This is a genomic window from Stutzerimonas stutzeri (genome assembly GCF_024448715.1).
In the GTDB taxonomy this organism is placed as follows: domain Bacteria; phylum Pseudomonadota; class Gammaproteobacteria; order Pseudomonadales; family Pseudomonadaceae; genus Stutzerimonas; species Stutzerimonas stutzeri_AR.
Map to the genome: position 1 here is coordinate 58,297 of NZ_JAMOHZ010000005.1, position 17,715 is coordinate 76,011.

The following is a 17,715-nucleotide window of genomic DNA, read 5'->3' on the forward strand; positions in this document are numbered from 1 at the left end:
TTCACCTTCCCCTAAAAGCCCAGGCTCGAAAGCAGATCGTCGACATCGTCCTGTCCGGATACGACATCCTCACGTATATCGGCATGCATCTGCGGACCTTCACCGTGGGAAGGTTCTTTTTCTTGTTTTTTCTTTTCCTGCTCGGCGCGCATCGCTTCTCGGTCATGCTGAATGCCCGCCACGCGATCGACCTGGCCGGCCATCAATACAAGATTGAGAAGGTTGCTTTCGAGCTCACTGATCAGACGGGTGACACGCTTGATCACCTGACCAGTCAGGTCCTGAAAATCCTGGGCCAGCATGATTTCGCTGAGATTCTGCGACAGCTGGCTGCCATCGTTCATGGTGCGCTGGAGGAATTGATCAATGCGTTTGACCAGATCGCGGAACTGCTCGGCATTCATGTCACGGCGCATGAAGCGCTGCCAATCAGCGGTCAGGCTCTGGGCTTCGTAACTGACGTAGTTCACCAGCGGCGCGGATTCTTCAACGAGATCCATCGTGCGATTGGCCGCTTTTTCGGTCATCTCCACCACGTATGAAAGCCGGTCTGTCGCGTCGGTAATCGGTGATGGGTCTCCGCCAGTGGCGCAGGTATCCAGCTCCAGTTTGACGATGGCGTTATGCAGCTCACGGGTGAGCTTGCCCACTTCCTGATAGAGCCCGTGATTACGGGCCTGATTGAGCTCGTTGAACATCTGCACGGCTTCGTCGAAGCGGCCTTGCTGCAGACTTTCGATCAGTTGAGGTGAATGAGCCCTCAGAGTCGCTTCGAACTCTGCCAGGCTTTGGTCTGCTTGCGTCATAGTGCCCTCGCGGCGTTACTTCAGCCGTTGACGCGCTCGAAGATTTTTTCAATCTTTTCTTTGAGCACTTGAGCCGTGAATGGCTTGACCACATAGCCGTTTACGCCTGCCTGCGCGGCCTCGATAATCTGGTCGCGCTTCGCTTCGGCGGTGACCATCAACACCGGAAGGTGCTTCAGGCGATCGTCGGCGCGCACAGCTCGAAGCAGATCGATGCCGCTCATCCCGGGCATGTTCCAATCGGTGACGAGGAAGTCGAAACTCCCGCTCTTTAACATGGGCAGCGCGGTCGTGCCGTCATCCGCCTCAGCGGTATTGGTGAAGCCCAGATCGCGCAGCAGATTCTTAATGATCCGTCTCATGGTCGAGAAGTCATCGACGATGAGAATTTTCATGTTCTTGTCCAAGTACACCTCCGTAATCCCGAAATCCCCAGAACCTGCTCACGGTCTGTTGCGGGCCTCATGAATGAAGCTCGTAAGGGCCTCTAATGCTTTTTTTGCGAACCGGCCGTTAACGGGCGCGCCACTCACCAAGGCGAGCACGCAGGCGCGCCGCGCACTGACTGTGCAACTGGCTCACCCGTGATTCGCTGACGCCCAACACCTGGCCGATCTCCTTCAGATTCAACTCTTCGTCGTAATACAACGAAAGCACCAGCTTTTCACGTTCGGGCAGGTTTCCGATGGCCTCGGCCAGCGCCAGTTGAAAACGCTCGTCTTCAAGATCCCGGGACGGCTCCGGATGCGCACTGGCGGCATCCTCCCCAAATTCCCCATGTTCGCCTTCCTGAAGTAAATCATCGAAGCTGAACAAGCGACTACCCAAGGTGTCGCCCAGAATGCCGTAGTACTCATCGAGACTCAATTTAAGTTCGGCCGCAACTTCTTGATCTTTAGCGTCGCGGCCTGTTTTGGCTTCAATTGCCCGAATCGCTTCGCTGACCATGCGCGAGTTACGGTGAACCGAACGCGGTGCCCAGTCGCCCTTACGGACCTCGTCGAGCATCGCGCCACGAATGCGAATTCCAGCGTAGGTCTCGAAGCTCGCGCCTTTGCCGGAATCGTATTTTTTTGACGCCTCCAGTAGACCGATCATGCCCGCCTGCATCAGGTCATCCACCTGCACACTCGCCGGCAAACGCGCCAGGAGGTGATAAGCGATGCGTTTGACTAACGGTGCGTACTGATCGATGAGCTGATACTGCGAGTCTTTTGCATGAGCTTTGTTGTAATACATACCGAGTCCAGCCACTGTCAGTCGTTAGGCTCTGTGGCGGGCCTGACAAGGCGCTCCACAAAGAACTCCAGATGGCCCCGCGGCGTTGCCGGCAGCGGCCAGGTATCGATCTTCTGCGCGATGGCCTTGAACGCCAGCGAGCACTTAGCTCGCGGATAGGCCTCGTAGACGGCACGCTGTTTCTGTACTGCCTTGCGCACCGCCTCGTCGTAAGGAATCGCGCCGACGTACTGCAGCGCCACGTCGAGGAACCGCTCGGTCACTTTGGTCAGCTTGGCGAACAGGTTCCGGCCTTCCTGCGGAGCGTGTGCCATGTTAGCCAGCACACGAAAGCGACTGATGCCGTAGTCGCGATTGAGCAACTTGATCAACGCATAGGCATCGGTAATGGACGTCGGCTCGTCAGTCACGACTAGCAGCACTTCCTGCGCGGCGCGAACGAAACTCACGACGCCATCGCCGATACCCGCTGCGGTGTCGATAATCAGCACGTCGATATCGTGACCGATGTCGCTAAACGCCTGTATCAGCCCGGAGTGCTGCAACGTAGATAGCTGCACCATGCTCTGGGTTCCCGAAGCCGCGGGCACTATGCGAATGCCGCCCGGCCCCTGAATCAGTACATCACGCAGATCGCATTCGCCAGCAATGACGTCGGCCAACGTGCGCTTGGTAGCCAACCCTAGCAGCACGTCGACATTGGCCAGCCCAAGGTCGGCATCAAGCAACACCACCCGGCGACCGAGGTCGGCCAGCGCCAGCGCCAGATTGACCGACACATTGGTCTTGCCGACGCCACCCTTGCCGCCAGTCACGGCAATAACCTGTACGGGATGAATACCCATTTTCAAACGCCTATATCTTGCTGGGGCCCTGAGGCCATCGATGCGTTCAGCCCGAACGCGTCTTCTTTGTCTGTGTCACGGAGCAAAGCGTTCATCCGACCTTCCGTGAAGAACCGTTGTACAGCCCGGAGAACATATCGGCCATGGCCTCTTCGCTGGGAGCCTCTTCGGATTGCAGGCTCACCGCACGGCTGACCAGCTGATGGCTGCGCGGCAGATGCAGATCATCGGGGATGCGCGGTCCATCGGCGAGGTACGCGATGGGCAAATGCTGGCTGATCGTGAGACCAAGCACATCACCCAGGCTTCCCGCCTCATCCAGTTTAGTCAGAATGCAGCCAGCCAGCCCACAGCGGCGATAGTTATGCCATGTCGCTTTGAGCACCTGGCTCTGACTGGTTGCCGGCAGCACCAGATAATTCTTCGATTTGATACCACGATCAGCCAGCGCTTCGAGCTGCATACGCATCATCGGGTCGCCCGCAGGCAAACCGGCGGTATCGACGAGAATCAGGCGCTTGCGGGCCAACGGCTCCAGCGTCTTGCTCAATGGCTGACTGGGGTCGATCTGAATGACCGGCACATCAAGGATGCGACCAAGGGTCTTCAATTGCTCCTGTGCACCGATGCGGTAGTTGTCCATGCTCGCCAGGGCAATGCTCTGCGCGCCGTGTTTGAGCACGTAGCGCGCGGCGAGCTTTGCCAGCGTGGTGGTCTTGCCGGCGCCAGCCGGGCCAACCAGCGCAATGATTCCGCCCTCTTCCAACGGCTCGACCTTGCTGACCTTGATCGCCTGCGCCAGGTACGCCAGCAACATGCGCCAGGCCTGGCGTGGCTCGGACACGGTAGCAACCTTCTCCAGCAACGCGCGCGACAGTTCGGCCGGCAGGCCGATTCGTTGCAGGCGGCGCCAGAGACTGGCCTGTTGCGGACGGCGACTCTGCTCATGTCCCCAGGCAATCGAGCCAAGCTGCACTTCGATCAGTTCACGCAGACCTTGCAGCTCCGAATGCATGGCTTCGACCGCACGCGAATCTAACGACGCAGCCGCGGCGCTGGAAATCGGTGCCGGCTGAACGGCAGCCTCTGGCTTCTCGTCAAGCAGTTGACGGTCTTTACCCGCCTGAGTGCGTGACGGCGAGCTCAGCTCAGCGTGAGCATTGGCGATACGCGCCTGCGTTTTGCGCAGTTCCGCCTCGAGCGCCGGATTCGGCTGCTTGGGCGCTGCCGACTCCATCGGGTAATCAAGCACAGCGGTCAACTCGACGCCGCCAGCGACACGACGATTACCCGTGATCACGGCATCAGCGCCCAGCTCGTCACGAATCATCTTCATGGCGATACGCATGTCGGCTGCGAAGAAACGTTTGACCTGCATGGCCTGTACCCTCGGTTAATTCTGACCCACCGTTGAAACGATGGTGACTTGCTTGTTGTCCGGTATTTCCTGATAGGCCAGGACGTGAATGTTCGGTACTGCCAGCCGGGCGAACCGCGACAGCATCGCGCGGACCGGACCTGCCACCAGCAGAATCGCCGGCTTACCCAACATTTCTTGACGCTGTGCCGCCTCTACCAGGGAACGTTGCAACTTTTCGGCCATTCCCGGCTCCAGAAGAATGCCATCTTCGGAACCTTGACCAGCCTTCTGTAGACTATTGAGCAATATCTGTTCCAACCTTGGCTCAAGCGTGATGACAGGTAGCTGCGGCTCAAGCCCCACAACGTTTTGCACGATTGCACGCGAGAGCGCGACCCGCACCGCAGCCACCATCATGGCGGGATCTTGACTCTTTGCGGCGACGTTGGCGATAGCCTCGGCGATGGTGCGGATATCGCGAACCGGAACCTGTTCCTGCAGCAACGCCTGCAACACCTTGAGTAGCGTCGACAACGAAATCATTCCAGGCACCAGCTCTTCAGCAAGCTTCGGCGAACTCTTGGCCAGCAGTTGCATCAGTTGCTGGACCTCTTCATGTCCCAGCAACTCGTGGGAATGTTTGTGCAGCACCTGGTTCAGGTGAGTCGCGACTACAGTACTGGCATCGACGACGGTGTAGCCGAGCGACTGTGCCTGATCGCGCTGGCTGGCCTCGATCCACACCGCTTCCAGCCCGAATGCCGGGTCCTTGGCGGCGATTCCGTTGAGCGGGCCGAATACCTGGCCCGGATTGATCGCCAACTCGCGATCCGGATAGACCTCGGCTTCGGCCAGACTCACGCCCATCAGCGTCAAGCGGTAGGCGTTAGGCAGCAGGTCGAGGTTGTCGCGGATATGCACTGAGGGCATCAGGAAACCAAGATCCTGCGAGAGCTTCTTGCGCACGCCCTTGATCCGCGCCAGCAACTGACCACCCTGGTTGCGATCGACCAGTGGAATCAGCCGATAGCCCACCTCAAGCCCGACCATATCTACCGGGGTCACATCATCCCAGCCAAGCTCCTTGGTTTCTGTCGCACGCTGCGCTGGCAGCATTTCCTGTTGTTTTTGAACTTCCTGCTCGGCCTGTTGCTTGACCTGTTTCTGCCGATGCCAGATCCAGTAGGCGCCGCCCGCAGCGACCGCACCCAGGCCGAGAAACGACATGTGCGGCATGCCAGGCACCAGGCCCATGGCGATCATGATTGCGGCTGACACGGCCAGCGCCTTGGGCGAGGCGAACATCTGCCGGTTGACCTGCTGGCCCATGTCCTCGGAGCTGGTAACACGGGTAACCATGATCGCCGCCGCGGTAGACAGCAGCAGCGAGGGGATCTGAGCCACCAAGCCGTCACCGATGGTCAACAACGCGTAGATCTCTGCTGCCTCGGCAAAGCTCAGGCCGTGCTGTGCCATACCGATGCCCATACCACCGAGCAGATTGATGAACAGAATCAGCAGACCGGCGATGGCGTCGCCACGCACGAACTTGCTGGCACCGTCCATAGAACCGTAGAAATCAGCCTCAGAGGCAACTTCGACGCGACGCTTTTTAGCTTCGTTCTGGTCGATCAAGCCAGCGTTGAGATCGGCGTCGATGGCCATCTGCTTGCCAGGCATGGCATCCAAGGTGAAGCGGGCGCTGACCTCGGAAATTCGCCCAGCACCCTTGGTGACCACCACGAAGTTGATGATCATCAAGATCGCAAAGACCACCACGCCGACTACATAGTTACCGCCGATCACTACGTTGCCGAACGCTTCGATCACATGACCGGCTGCCGAACCTCCTTCATGGCCATGAATCAGCACCACACGAGTGGACGCAACGTTCAGCGCCAGACGCATCAGCGTCGCAACGAGCAGAATCGTCGGGAACACTGCGAAGTCGAGCGGGCGCAACGCGTAAACGCTAACCAGCAGAACGACAATGGACAACGCGATGTTGAAGGTGAACAGCACGTCCAGCAGGAATGCCGGCACGGGCAGCATCATCATGCCCAGCATTACGAGCAGCAGCAGCGGCACGCCGAGATTGCCGCGGCCAGCGCCCGCCAGACCATTGCGGATGTTGATGAGTTGCGTGCGATCCAATGGAGACCCCGGCAAGCAGAACAAAGAATTGACGCAAAGCGCGCCCTGCCGGGGCTATAGCAAGAAGGAGTCCAACTTGTTCCAGACTGCTGCGCGGGGCTTGGATAGCGCCTGCCGCCAAGATGGATGCTGCACTGGCCAGCGGTATTCGAACCGACCGGGGACTGAACAGTCTCACCCCTAGCAGCGCCGCCCGAGGTCACAGAGGCCGAGACGGCGCCAGCTACCAGCGGCATTCCGCTTCTTTTCACTTCACAGGAGTTTTGCCATGAAACAGTGGATCATTGCGGCACTCGCCAGCTGCACGGCCATGGGCTTACAAGCCGAAACCCTCAGCGTGCCGGTCAAGGCCGTGACAGCTCAAGGCATCGGCGAGTCCGTCGGCACTGTCAAGATCGAAAGCAGCCAGTACGGGCTGGTATTCCGACCCGCGCTGTCCGGCCTGGACTCCGGCGCTCATGGTTTCCACATTCATGCCAAAGGCAGTTGTGAACCGGCAGACAAAGACGGCGAAGCCGTCGCAGCGGGCGCCGCCGGAGGCCACTGGGACCCGAAGAACACCGGCAAACACGGCGAGCCCTGGGGCGAAGGCCATATGGGCGATCTCCCAGCACTGATGGTCGACGACGAAGGCAAGGCCAACCAACCGGTCCTCGCGCCCCGCCTGAAAAGTCTTGGCGACATCAAGGGCCTGGCACTGATGGTCCACAAGGGCGGCGACAACCATTCCGACCATCCACAGCCGCTCGGTGGTGGAGGCGCAAGGGTTGCGTGTGGGGTCATCGAATAACAGCAGCTGGAGGCTGGACGAGGGCTATAGTTCTGGCCACGGTGGGCCGAGGCCCACCCTACAAAAAGCAGCGGAGCGCCGCCCAATCCACACTATAGGGCGTGCCGCGGCGGCGGTTTCGCGGCATGCTCCGGACCACGTAGGGTAGGCTTTAGCCCACCAAATCACGCTCGCATACCGCCACGGCGGTTGAAGCGGAGCGCCGCGCTAATAAATTCAGGCTCAAGGCTTCTACCGACCAGATTCGCATCCGCTCTGGTGGGCTGAAGCGGAGCGCCGCCCGGCCCACCACCCTACAGACCGCGCCGCGGCGGTTCCGAGCCACACTCCCGGGCCACCGTAGGGTGGGCTTCAGCCCACCAGTTTTGGTAAGCGGGGTTGCACCCGCGTTACAGCAATTTCAGCCTCAAGCGCTTTTTTTCGGATTTTAGCTATTCATCCCGGCGCAAGTCCGGCGGAATAGGCAGACTGCTCAACGGATCAGGCCGCTTGCCCTTGCCAGAACGGTACTGGCGTAGCTGGTAGACATATGCCAGTACCTGCGCCACCGCGAGGTAAAGACCCGCCGGAATTTCCTGCTCGAGCTCGGTGGAGTAGTAAACCGCCCGCGCCAGCGCAGGTGATTCGAGAACCGTCACCTGATGCTCCTGCGCGATCTCGCGAATCTTCAACGCGAGGAAGTCGCCACCCTTGGCCACCAGCATCGGCGCCCCACCCTTGTCACCGTCATACTTCAGCGCCACAGCAAAGTGCGTCGGGTTGGTAATGACCACATCGGCATCCGGCACGGCCTGCATCATCCGGCGCTCGGCCATTTCGCGCTGCATCTGGCGAATCCGCGATTTAACCTCGGGTTTGCCCTCGCTGTCCTTGTATTCGTCGCGCACTTCCTGCTTGGTCATCATCAGCTTTTGCTTGTTGTCCCAGAGCTGGAACGGCACATCCACCGCCGCGATCAGAATAAGCCCGCAGGCCATCCACAATGCGCACCAGCCCACGACCTCAGCGCTGTGCATGATCGCCAAATCCAGCGGTTGCTTGGCGATCGACAGCAAATCGTCCTGATAGGCGCCCAGCACTGCCAGCGCCACCAGCAGTACCACTATGAATTTGGCCAACGCCTTCAGCAGCTCGACCAGCGCATGGGTCGAAAACATCCGCTTCAACCCGGAACCGGGGTTCATCCGGCTGAACTTGGGCGCCATTGACTTGCCCGAAAACAGCCAGCCGCCGAGCGAGATCGGACCGATGATGGACACGATCAGCAGCACGATCAGCAAGGGCATGATGGCCTCGAGCGCGATCATGCCGCTGCTCATGAGCAGCCGCACCATGGCATTTTCGTCCAGCAGCGTTTCCCGGCTGAGTTCGAAACTGCCCTGCATCATTGCCATCAGGCTGCCCGCCAGGCTGCCGCCGGAGGCCAGCAGACCGCCGATCCCACCCAGGGTGACCGCTACGGTATTCAGCTCGCGGGAACGGGCAAGCTGACCTTTCTCGCGAGACTCACGAAGACGTTTCTCCGTGGGTTCTTCGCTTTTATCGGCACCGCTTTCGCTCTCAGCCATGCGAGGCCTCCCGAAGCTGTAAAGAAGGCAAAGGCGAGTGCATTAGCGCAGCCCGATCAGTTCACGAAGCATGCCCAGCGCCTCGCTGACGAAGGTCTGGTATTGCGCCAGGATGTCGGCCATACCGATCCAGACGATGACCAGACCGAGCACCAGTGTCAGCGGGAAGCCGATCGAGAAGATGTTCAGCTGCGGCGCCGCACGCGTCATCAGGCCGAAGGCCAGGTTGACCACCAACAGCGCGGTGATGGCCGGCAAGACCAACAGCAACCCCGCGCCCAAGACCCAGCCGAGCTTTCCCGCCACTTCCCATAAGTGATTGGTGCCGACCAACCAACCGCCGATCGGCAAAGTAGTGAAGCTTTCGGTGAGGATTTCCAGCACCACCAAGTGACCGTTCATGGTCAGGAATAGCAGGATCACCAGCATATTGAAGAACTGGCCGATCACCGGCACCGAGACACCGTTGGCCGGATCGACCATCGACGCGAAGCCCAAACCCATCTGCATAGCGAGCAACTGCCCGGACACGATGAATACCTGAAAGAACAACTGCAGCACGAACCCCAGCATCACGCCGATTAGAATCTGCTCGGCAATCAACATCATTGCCTGCGCACTCAGCGCCTCGACCACTGGCACTGGCGGCAACCCCGGTACCAGCACGACGGCGATGGCGACCGCCAGATACAGCCGTATGCGCATCGGCACCAACTGGGTTCCGATGATCGGCATGCTCATCAGCAGCGCCGCGATGCGAAACAGCGGCAGCAGAAACTGCCCCACCCACGCGCCGATCTGCGCGTCGCTCAGCTCCAGCATCAGCCGATTATCAGCGGGATGTTCTGGATAAGGCCCTGGGTATATTCCATCAACTCACGGACCAGCCAGGGTCCCGCCCAGATCAGCGTCATCAGCATGACCAGCAGGCGCGGCAGGAAGCTCAGGGTTTGTTCGTTGATCTGCGTGGCTGCCTGAAACATCGCCACCACCAGACCGACCAGCAGGCTCGGGACCACCAGCACACCGACGAGCATGGCGGTCATCCACAGTGCTTCACGAAACAGGTCAACCGCGACTTCGGGTGTCATGACGAAACTCCGATGGGCTTATAACGTGCCGAAACTGCTGGCGAGCGTGCCGATGATCAGGCCCCAACCATCGACCAGCACGAACAGCATGATCTTGAACGGTAACGAAATGATCAGTGGCGAAAGCATCATCATGCCCATCGCCATCAGCACGCTGGCTACTACCATGTCGATGATCAGAAACGGGATAAAAATCATGAAGCCGATCTGGAAGGCCGTCTTCAGCTCTGACGTCACGAATGCCGGTACGAGTATGGTCAAGGGAGCCGCGTCCGGCGTCTGGATATCGGTACGCCTGGACAGCCGCACGAACAGTTCCAAATCACTCTCACGGGTCTGCGCCAGCATGAAGTTCTTGAGCGGGACTTCAGCACGGGCGATCGCGTCGGGAGCCGACAGCTGCTCATTCAAATAAGGCTGCACCGCTTCGTTATTTATCCGCTCGAACACCGGCGCCATGATGAACAGCGTGAGGAAAATCGTCAGGCCGACGAGAATCTGATTCGATGGCGTCTGTTGCAGGCCCAGGGCTTGGCGCAGGATGGAGAAGACGATAATGATCCGGGTGAAGCTGGTCATCAGCATGACGAACGCCGGAATGAAACTCAGCGCCGTCATGATCAGCAGAATTTGCAGGCTGACCGAATATTCCTGCTGGCCTTCAGCATCGGTGCTCAAGGTAATCGCTGGGATCGACAATGGATTATCGTCCTGGGCGATCAAGCCTCCGGCATCCTGACCCAAGGCGAGCGGAGCGGCCAGCACCAGCAGGACCGCCAACAACAATCGAAACATCAGGGCTTGTCCTTCTGATCCCTGCCAAGCAGCTCCATGAGGCGCTGGGCAAACTCCGGGTTGGCCGGCTCGGCGTCCGGCAAATGGACAGGTTCTTCAAGCACATGCAGAGGCGTGATGCGGCCAGCACTCAGGCCGAGCAAAACCTGTTCGCTGCCGACCTGCACCAGCACCAGCCGCTCACGCGGGCCCAGCGCATGGCTGGAAATCAGCTTGATGGCCTGGTTGCCGCGCGGATTGAGCTGTTGCATTCGACGCAGGAGCCAGGCAAGCAGAAAAATCAATCCGATCACCAACAGCAGCCCGAACAGCAGCTTGGTCATCTGCGTGCCCATGCCGCTGCTGTTCATGCTCGCCGATGGCTCGGCTGCCATCGCCGGCAAGGTCAGCAATAGCGGAAGGAAGGCCAGGATTCGCATGTCAGCGCAACTTCTTGATGCGTTCGCTCGGGCTGATCACGTCGGTGAGACGGATGCCGAACTTCTCGTTTACCACCACCACTTCGCCGTGGGCAATCAGGGTGCCGTTGACCAGGACATCCAGCGGCTCGCCTGCCAGCCGGTCGAGTTCTACGACCGAGCCCTGGTTGAGCTGCAGCAGGTTGCGAATGCTGATTTCGGTGCTGCCGACCTCCATGGATATCGACACCGGAATATCGAGTATCACATCCAGATTCGGGCCCTCAAGCCCGGCCGGTACGGCCGCCGGCTTCGGGCTGCTGCCGAATTCTTCCAGCGGAGCGCGCGGTGGTGCCGGCGCCGCTGCCGGCCCCTGATTCAACAGCGCGTCGATATCGTCCTGGTTGGCATCTCCCGCCTCTGCCAACGCCGAAGCCCATTCATCGGCAAGCGCCTGCTCTTCAGCGGATGTGTGTTCGTGTTCGTCTGCCATCGCTAGTCCTCGATCGGCTGGTAATTGAATTGGGGCTGGATCAACGGGGTCGCAATACGGATTCCAGCACCTGCAGGGCCAGGTTGCCCTTGTGTGCGCCCAGCTTGACCTTGAAGGACGGCATGCCGTTGGCGCGCATGATCATGTCTTCGGGCATTTCCACCGGTATCACGTCGCCCGGTTGCATGTTGAGAATGTCGCGCAATTTGAGTTGGCGCCGCACAACCGTCGCACTGAGCGGCACATTCACGTCGAGGATGTCCTCGCGCAGGGCGTTGACCCAGCGTTCGTCCTGGTCGCTGACATCCGATTGGAACCCGGCGTCGAGCATTTCGCGGATCGGCTCGATCATCGAGTACGGCATGGTCACGTGAAAGTCGCCACCGCCACTGTCGAGTTCGATATGGAAGGTCGAAACCACCACCACTTCGCTGGGGCTGACGATGTTGGCCAATGCCGGATTCACTTCCGAGTGCACGTACTCGAAGTTGACGTCGAGCACCGCGTGCCAGGCTTCCTTCAGATCGACGAAGGCCTGGTCCAGCACCATACGCACGACGCGCAGTTCGGTCGGCGTGAACTCGCGCCCCTCGATCTTGGCGTGCCGACCGTCGCCACCGAAGAAGTTGTCAACGAGCTTGAACACCAGCTTGGCGTCGAGGATAAACAGCGACGTTCCGCGCAGTGGCTTGATTTTCACCAGATTGAGGCTGGTCGGCACATACAGCGAATGCACGTACTCGCCGAATTTCATTACCTGCACGCCACCCACCGACACATCTGCCGAGCGACGTAGCAGATTGAACATGCTGATGCGGGTGTAACGGGCGAAACGCTCATTGACCATTTCCAGCGTAGGCATGCGCCCACGGACGATGCGGTCCTGGCTGGTCAGGTCGTAACTTTTGATGCTGCCCGGTTCGGCATCGCTCTCGGTATCGACCAGACCATCGTCCACACCGTGCAGAAGCGCATCGATCTCGTCTTGCGAGAGCAGGTCTTGAACAGCCATCTACAGCGACCCCTATTGCAATACGAAGTTGGTGAACAGCACTTGCTCGATGGCAAGCTTGCCGATTTCCTTCTGCGCCAGCTCCTGAACGCTGGCAGTGGCCTTCTGCCGCAGCATCTCCTGTCCTACCGGCGTGGCCAGGGTGGCGAACTCCTGACTGGAAAACAGCATGACCAGTTGATTGCGCAACAGCGGCATGTGTTCCTTCAGCGCATCGAGCGCCGCCTGATCGCGGGACATCAGCGCCACGCTTACCTGCATGTAACGCTGCCGGCCACCGGTATTACTGAAGTTGACGATGAACGCCGGCGCCAATACTTCATAGATCGCCGCCTGGTGCTGTGGTGCCGCCTGAGTATCAGCGGACTCGTCCGATTGTTGTTCAGCGTCGCCCCGGCTCATGAAGTAAATGGTACTGCCCACCGACACCCCGACCGCCAACAACAGGCCAAGCACGATCAGGATAATCAGCTTGAGCTTGCCTTTGCCATCCGGAGCTGCAGCGCCAGGATTCGCTACATCTGGGGGTCCCTGTTTCTTAGCCATGCCAAATATCCGTCATCACACGTGATTTCACTCGCATCAAAGCGTTACGAGCAACTGCTGTGCCAAAGTATCGACCAGGCAAGGGGCGCCGTAAACGATTGCCGGACGCCCCGGCTGATTTCTGACGAATAGTCAGTCGACGAAAACAAGAAAACCGGGCGTCTAGCCCGGTTTTCGGTTGTCGGCAAAAACGATTGTCAGGCGTAGTAATCCACGAGCCCGCGATCACCGCTGATACGGCTGCTGCTGATCTCCATGGTGCCGTGAGTGAATTCATCGTCCCCGCCAGCCAGCCCGCCGGTCGCAGCACTCTTGCCGCGCGACTCGCCGCCCCCTTCACCCTGCCAACCGCGCGAGAGGGACTGGTCCGAAACGTTCACGTCCATGGTCATTCCCTGTTGCGCGAACATGTCGCGCAATCGCTGCATCTGTCCTTCCAGCGCATCGCGGACGCCCGCATGAGGACTGAGGAAGGTCACTTGGGTTTGGTCCTTGGTCATGTCGATGCGCACTTCCATACGGCCCAGTTCGGCCGGGTCGAGCTGTATCTCGGCGGATTTGAGGTTCTGACTCGACAACCACATCACCCGATCGACCACCGCCTCGCTCCAGCCGGATTGCTGAATTTGCACTGGCTGTCCGGGTACGAGCGTCGACCGCTGTGCCTGCTGGGCCTGGTTCTGCTGGGTGATCGCCTGGGTCAGCGGATTGAGCCGGTTGGCTGCGGCATCGGCTGCGCTTGTGCGGCTCTCCTTCGGCGCGTCCAACTTGTCGAGCAACTCACCGAAACCCTCTTCCAGCGAGAGCTTGTCGAGATCTTCGGAGAACTCCTTGCCTGCCAGCAGGCTCGCCGGGAGCAGGTCCTGCGCATCCGCTGACGCTCCATCCTGCATAACGAGGTCCGAGAGCGGAAGCTTCTGCGTCGCAGACTGAGTCTCGAGCAACGCGCGTTGGCCGACTAATGCCTCCTCGCCCTCGCCCTCAGCATTTATCACGGTTGCCTGTGCCTGAGCCAAGCCAGCCAGGAACTCGCTGCCGGTCGGCGGCTGCGCGGCCAGCGGATCGTCAGTGCCTTCACCCTGCCCGCCCATGCCCAGCAGCAATAGCGGGTCCAGCTCCGCTTCGTCGCTTTGTGCGGCGTCATCAGCCGCCACCTCGTCACCAGGCAATTCGTTGCCGGCCTCGGCCGTATCCGGCTTTTGGATGCCGCCCGCCTCGGCAGTTTCCTGACTAGGCTTCTCGTTCACCGGCTTGTCACGGGCAGGCTTTGCCGCAGCGTCCGAGCGCTCGGCCGGTTTGGCCTGGCGCTCTTTCGCGTAAACGTTCGCGAAGCTGGAGGGCTCGTCCCGGCTGGCTTGTGGGGCTGGTTTGGGGGACGCGCTCGCAGCCTTGGCGGCAGCCGTAGGCGTCTTGATATTGAGCAACAGATCGGGGGAAACGGCCATGGGTCTTTCCGCTGAGATTGATGACGTGCGCTTTCTAAAGCAAAGTCCAGGCCAGCGGCACTACCCATCTGTTCTTGTCCACCACGATGGGCTTGACGGAGATGATGCGAGTGCGACGAAGAACGCAAAAAATCAGGCGAGCCCGCTAAAACGCTGGCGTTCGGCACGATAGAGAATGCGCACAATGGCGAACTCACGCTCGATGCGCTCGATCAGCTCAGGTGCATCGCCGAGCTGTTCACGTCTTGCGAACTCTTCCAGTTCGCGACAAAGTTCCGCCAGCAAGGCTGCGCCCATATTGCTGCAGCTCCCCTTGAAGCTGTGCGCGGCTTGGCGAAGGCTTTCCGCCTCGCCGCCCTGGCAGGCGTTCTGCAACAGGCGCAGCCTTTCTTCCGAGTCGACCAGAAAGGTGTCCAGCAGCACCGGATACTCCGCTTCCATCACTTCCTGAAGGGTCGCCAGCACGCTACTGTCGAGATGATCGACCACAGTTGTGCTCCTGGCTGCAAAGCGTTGAATTATGCATGACCGCCCCAGTGGAACTCTACGCTCATGCCCTTGCCGTCCGGCTGCCAATGGAAGTGCTCACTCAGTTGGCGAATCATCCGCAACCCCCTACCTCCTAGACATTCAGCGCAGTACTGCTTGCTTAACGCCTGCTGCACATCGAACCCCGGCCCGCTGTCACGCACCCCGATACGCAAATAGCCTTTGGCCCCTTCGGATTTAATGTCCAGATCGATCGACACACAGCCTTCCGTCAACTCGTCCAGCCGCCGCTGACGCTCACGGTAGTATTTGGCGAAACCCTCGGCATCGCACTTCAAAGACGAGTCGAGTAAAAGCACCCCATGTTCCAGCGCATTGGCATAAAGCTCGGTCAGCACCGTATAAACGGTGCCGGCGCGGTGGCGCAACGGCGGGATCTGCAGAAACAACTGCATCATCAGCGGCAATGGGTTCGATGTGCGCAAGCTGGCGGGACGGAGCTCGAAGCTCGCCGACCAATCCATCGGCCGTAACTGGCGCGCGCCAAGCGGGAATATGCCGAACGGTGGAATGTCGGTCGAAGCCATTTCTTCGGTCATGCTCACTTCGACCAGGCTCAGGTCGTCAAGTATTTGACCGTGAAAGGCGTGCAGCGCCTCTTGGATTTCGTCGAACAGCAAAGCCGGTTCGCTGTTTGCATCCATCACCGCCAGCAGACGCTGCTCGCCAAACAGCTCGTCATCGATATTGCTGATTTCCAGTACGCCATCGGACATCAGCAGCAAGCGATCACCGACTTCCAGTGGCAACGTGTCGAAGGCATCGTCGAAGGTCGAATCTCCGAGCACGCCAAGCGGCAGATGCCGGGACGGCAGTGGCAGCCGCTCCCCATTGGATGCCTTGAGCAAATAACCTTCCGGCAATCCGCCATTCCACACCCGTAATGTGCCGTGTTTAAGGCCGATATCCAGCAGTGTCGCGCAGCAGAACATCTCTACCGGCAGGATCAGTTTCAACTTGGCATTGATCTCGCGGAGGATGTCGGTGCTCGAATAGCCCTTGGCGGTCATTCCGTAAAAGGTTTCGGCCAACGGCATGGCACCAATCGCAGCGGGCAGGCCGTGTCCGGTGAAATCGCCCAGAAGCACGAACATTCGCTCGGCAGGCGCCTGCGCGGCCAGCAACAAATCGCCGTTGAACAATGCACGAGGGGACTGGCGGTAACGGATGTTCGGCGCGTTCAAGCAACCGGCATGGGCGACTTTGTCGAAAATAGCTTTGGCGGCGCGCTGCTCGTCGAGCAGCTGCTGATTCCGACGTGCGATCAGATCGCGCTGCTCCAACACCGTCGCCTGCAGTCGGCGCAGGCGATACATGGCCTGAATCTTTGCTTCGAGGATGACTGGGTTGTAAGGCTTGGCGATGAAGTCGTCACCACCTGCTTCGAGGCAGCGCACCAGCGCCTCATGCTCCGTCAGTGAGGTGAGAAAGATGATCGGTACCAACTCGTTGCCGGCCAGGCGCTTGATCTGTCGCGCAGCCTCCAAACCATCCATCACCGGCATCAGCGCGTCCATCAGCACCAACTGTGGCCGCTCGCGCTCGAACAGCTTTACCGCTTCGGCGCCATTCTCCGCAGTCGTCACCCGGTGCCCCTGACGACTGATGATGGCTGCCAGCAGCATGCGGTCGGCAACGCCATCCTCGGCGATGAGTATGGAAAGCCGACCCGACATTCAGGCGATCACGAACAATTGTTCGAAATTGGAAACCGCAAGGACCTTGCGTACATCTGGATTGCAGTTGATCAGGCGGATGTCGGCCTTATCGCCGCCGCCGTGATCGCGCAACAGCAGCAACATGCCAAGGGCGGAGCTGTCGAGGTAAGTGGCGCCACAGAGGTCCACCACGTAACGTTGCGCGGTGCTGCAAGCGCGCTGATACGCATCGCGAAAGGCCTGATGGGTATTGAAATCGAAGCGCCCCCGGATGGTAATCGTCAGCTCCTGTCCATCTGCCGATAGCTGTGAACTGATGGTCATGTAGCACTCCCTGATCCGAAACGAGGTCGTGGCTGCCGCCACGGCTGTCGTGTTAGCTGGGTAGGCGCTGGCGCATTCGCCGGTGGCGTCTCGTCCAGCCTGCGTCTGCGGCTTCTATGCCAGCCGTGCTGTAACAAAGAAGCTAAAGCTAATGAAGATTTAGCATTCAAAGCCCTGCGCAGCAAGGTTCAGCCCTGTTTCGGCCGGCCCGCAAGGCGCTGCGAAAATTCATCGAGCAGCTTTTGCTCGCGCTTGTCGGCCGCCGTTCTCGCTTCCTGCAGGTAACGCTCGACCAGTTTGCGCAGGCCGTCCAGCCGCGCACGTCGCTGTTGCCACTGATCGCGCAGCTTGTCGAGATTGTTGCGGTGCCAATCCAGGCTGCGTTGCTGCTGCCCGATGGCCGATTCGAGTTGCGAAAGGAATCGCTGGTAGTTCACCAGCCATTGGCCGGACACGCCCTGACTGCCCTGAGTCATCCACTGCTGCTGGTAATCGCTGAAATACTGGCGCAATTCGCCCAGTTTGGCTTCGGCCTGGGATAGCTGGGTTTGACCCTGACCGAACAGACGCGCGGCATCGCGCTCGGCGCGCTCGGCCATGTCGATCACTGGCGCCAGACGGGCTGCACGACTTGCCGACAAG

20 protein-coding genes are annotated in these 17,715 nt (G+C 59.7%); 1 reads left to right on the forward strand and 19 read right to left on the reverse strand.

Annotated elements, in window-relative coordinates:
* Positions 1-11: 11 nt before the first annotated feature.
* The 6 genes from NAV33_RS12225 to flhA all read right to left on the reverse strand — a co-directional run bounded on the left by NAV33_RS12225 (position 12) and on the right by flhA (position 6,404).
* Positions 12-806, reverse strand: coding sequence for a protein phosphatase CheZ (locus tag NAV33_RS12225; protein WP_255980368.1), 795 nt, complete (start codon positions 804-806; stop codon positions 12-14).
* 20 nt (positions 807-826) lie between these two features.
* The gene (locus NAV33_RS12230; RefSeq protein ID WP_243604701.1) at positions 827-1,201 is read right to left on the reverse strand and encodes a chemotaxis response regulator CheY; all 375 of its coding nucleotides are present in this window, start codon (positions 1,199-1,201) and stop codon (positions 827-829) included.
* A gap of 118 nt (positions 1,202-1,319) precedes the next feature.
* The gene (fliA, locus tag NAV33_RS12235) at positions 1,320-2,045 is read right to left on the reverse strand and encodes an RNA polymerase sigma factor FliA (RefSeq protein WP_255980372.1); all 726 of its coding nucleotides are present in this window, start codon (positions 2,043-2,045) and stop codon (positions 1,320-1,322) included.
* Positions 2,046-2,062: 17 nt separating this feature from the next.
* The gene (fleN, locus tag NAV33_RS12240; protein WP_255980374.1) at positions 2,063-2,890 is read right to left on the reverse strand and encodes a flagellar synthesis regulator FleN; all 828 of its coding nucleotides are present in this window, start codon (positions 2,888-2,890) and stop codon (positions 2,063-2,065) included.
* 91 nt (positions 2,891-2,981) lie between these two features.
* Positions 2,982-4,268 carry a flagellar biosynthesis protein FlhF gene (gene flhF, locus NAV33_RS12245; protein WP_255980376.1) on the reverse strand — a complete coding sequence of 429 codons (1,287 nt, stop codon included), beginning with the start codon at positions 4,266-4,268 and terminating at the stop codon, positions 2,982-2,984.
* A 15-nt stretch (positions 4,269-4,283) separates the two neighbouring features.
* Positions 4,284-6,404 carry a flagellar biosynthesis protein FlhA gene (flhA, locus tag NAV33_RS12250; RefSeq protein ID WP_255980378.1) on the reverse strand — a complete coding sequence of 707 codons (2,121 nt, stop codon included), beginning with the start codon at positions 6,402-6,404 and terminating at the stop codon, positions 4,284-4,286.
* A gap of 268 nt (positions 6,405-6,672) precedes the next feature.
* Between flhA and sodC the strand changes: the two genes are divergently transcribed.
* Entirely contained in the window at positions 6,673-7,194 is a 522-nt protein-coding gene (gene sodC / locus NAV33_RS12255) for a superoxide dismutase [Cu-Zn] SodC (protein WP_255980380.1), read from the forward strand.
* A gap of 431 nt (positions 7,195-7,625) precedes the next feature.
* Here the strand turns inward: sodC and flhB are convergent, their stop codons facing one another.
* The 13 genes from flhB to fliJ form a co-directional block, all read right to left on the reverse strand.
* Positions 7,626-8,762: a flagellar biosynthesis protein FlhB gene (flhB, locus tag NAV33_RS12260; protein WP_255980382.1), complete on the reverse strand. Its 1,137-nt coding sequence runs from the start codon at positions 8,760-8,762 to the stop codon at positions 7,626-7,628.
* 42 nt (positions 8,763-8,804) lie between these two features.
* Positions 8,805-9,584: a flagellar biosynthetic protein FliR gene (gene fliR, locus NAV33_RS12265; RefSeq protein WP_255980384.1), complete on the reverse strand. Its 780-nt coding sequence runs from the start codon at positions 9,582-9,584 to the stop codon at positions 8,805-8,807.
* The gene (gene fliQ / locus NAV33_RS12270) at positions 9,584-9,853 is read right to left on the reverse strand and encodes a flagellar biosynthesis protein FliQ (RefSeq protein WP_255980386.1); all 270 of its coding nucleotides are present in this window, start codon (positions 9,851-9,853) and stop codon (positions 9,584-9,586) included. The genes fliR and fliQ overlap by 1 nt, the downstream gene beginning before the upstream one ends.
* Positions 9,854-9,871: 18 nt before the next feature.
* Entirely contained in the window at positions 9,872-10,648 is a 777-nt protein-coding gene (gene fliP, locus NAV33_RS12275; protein ID WP_255980388.1) for a flagellar type III secretion system pore protein FliP, read from the reverse strand.
* Positions 10,648-11,067 (reverse strand): flagellar biosynthetic protein FliO, encoded by a 420-nt coding sequence (gene fliO / locus NAV33_RS12280; RefSeq protein ID WP_255980390.1) that lies wholly within the window; start codon positions 11,065-11,067, stop codon positions 10,648-10,650. Before fliO ends, fliP begins: the two co-directional genes overlap by 1 nt.
* 1 nt (position 11,068) lies before the next feature.
* The gene (fliN, locus tag NAV33_RS12285) at positions 11,069-11,539 is read right to left on the reverse strand and encodes a flagellar motor switch protein FliN (RefSeq protein WP_255980392.1); all 471 of its coding nucleotides are present in this window, start codon (positions 11,537-11,539) and stop codon (positions 11,069-11,071) included.
* A 40-nt stretch (positions 11,540-11,579) separates the two neighbouring features.
* The gene (gene fliM / locus NAV33_RS12290) at positions 11,580-12,551 is read right to left on the reverse strand and encodes a flagellar motor switch protein FliM (RefSeq protein WP_255980394.1); all 972 of its coding nucleotides are present in this window, start codon (positions 12,549-12,551) and stop codon (positions 11,580-11,582) included.
* 12 nt (positions 12,552-12,563) lie between these two features.
* On the reverse strand, positions 12,564-13,097 hold the full coding sequence (fliL, locus tag NAV33_RS12295; protein WP_255980396.1) for a flagellar basal body-associated protein FliL: 534 nt from the start codon (positions 13,095-13,097) through the stop codon (positions 12,564-12,566).
* Between the two features lie 197 nt (positions 13,098-13,294).
* The gene (locus tag NAV33_RS12300; protein ID WP_255980398.1) at positions 13,295-14,542 is read right to left on the reverse strand and encodes a flagellar hook-length control protein FliK; all 1,248 of its coding nucleotides are present in this window, start codon (positions 14,540-14,542) and stop codon (positions 13,295-13,297) included.
* A gap of 132 nt (positions 14,543-14,674) precedes the next feature.
* A complete protein-coding gene (locus NAV33_RS12305) occupies positions 14,675-14,983 on the reverse strand; it encodes an Hpt domain-containing protein (RefSeq protein WP_255981046.1) in 309 nt (102 codons plus the stop codon).
* A 77-nt stretch (positions 14,984-15,060) separates the two neighbouring features.
* Positions 15,061-16,767: a fused response regulator/phosphatase gene (locus NAV33_RS12310; RefSeq protein WP_255980399.1), complete on the reverse strand. Its 1,707-nt coding sequence runs from the start codon at positions 16,765-16,767 to the stop codon at positions 15,061-15,063.
* Positions 16,768-17,073, reverse strand: a complete 306-nt coding sequence (locus NAV33_RS12315; RefSeq protein WP_255980400.1) for an STAS domain-containing protein — start codon at positions 17,071-17,073, stop codon at positions 16,768-16,770. It abuts the gene before it with no gap.
* Between the two features lie 188 nt (positions 17,074-17,261).
* Entirely contained in the window at positions 17,262-17,714 is a 453-nt protein-coding gene (fliJ, locus tag NAV33_RS12320) for a flagellar export protein FliJ (RefSeq protein WP_255980402.1), read from the reverse strand.
* Between the last annotated feature and the right edge of the window lies 1 nt (position 17,715).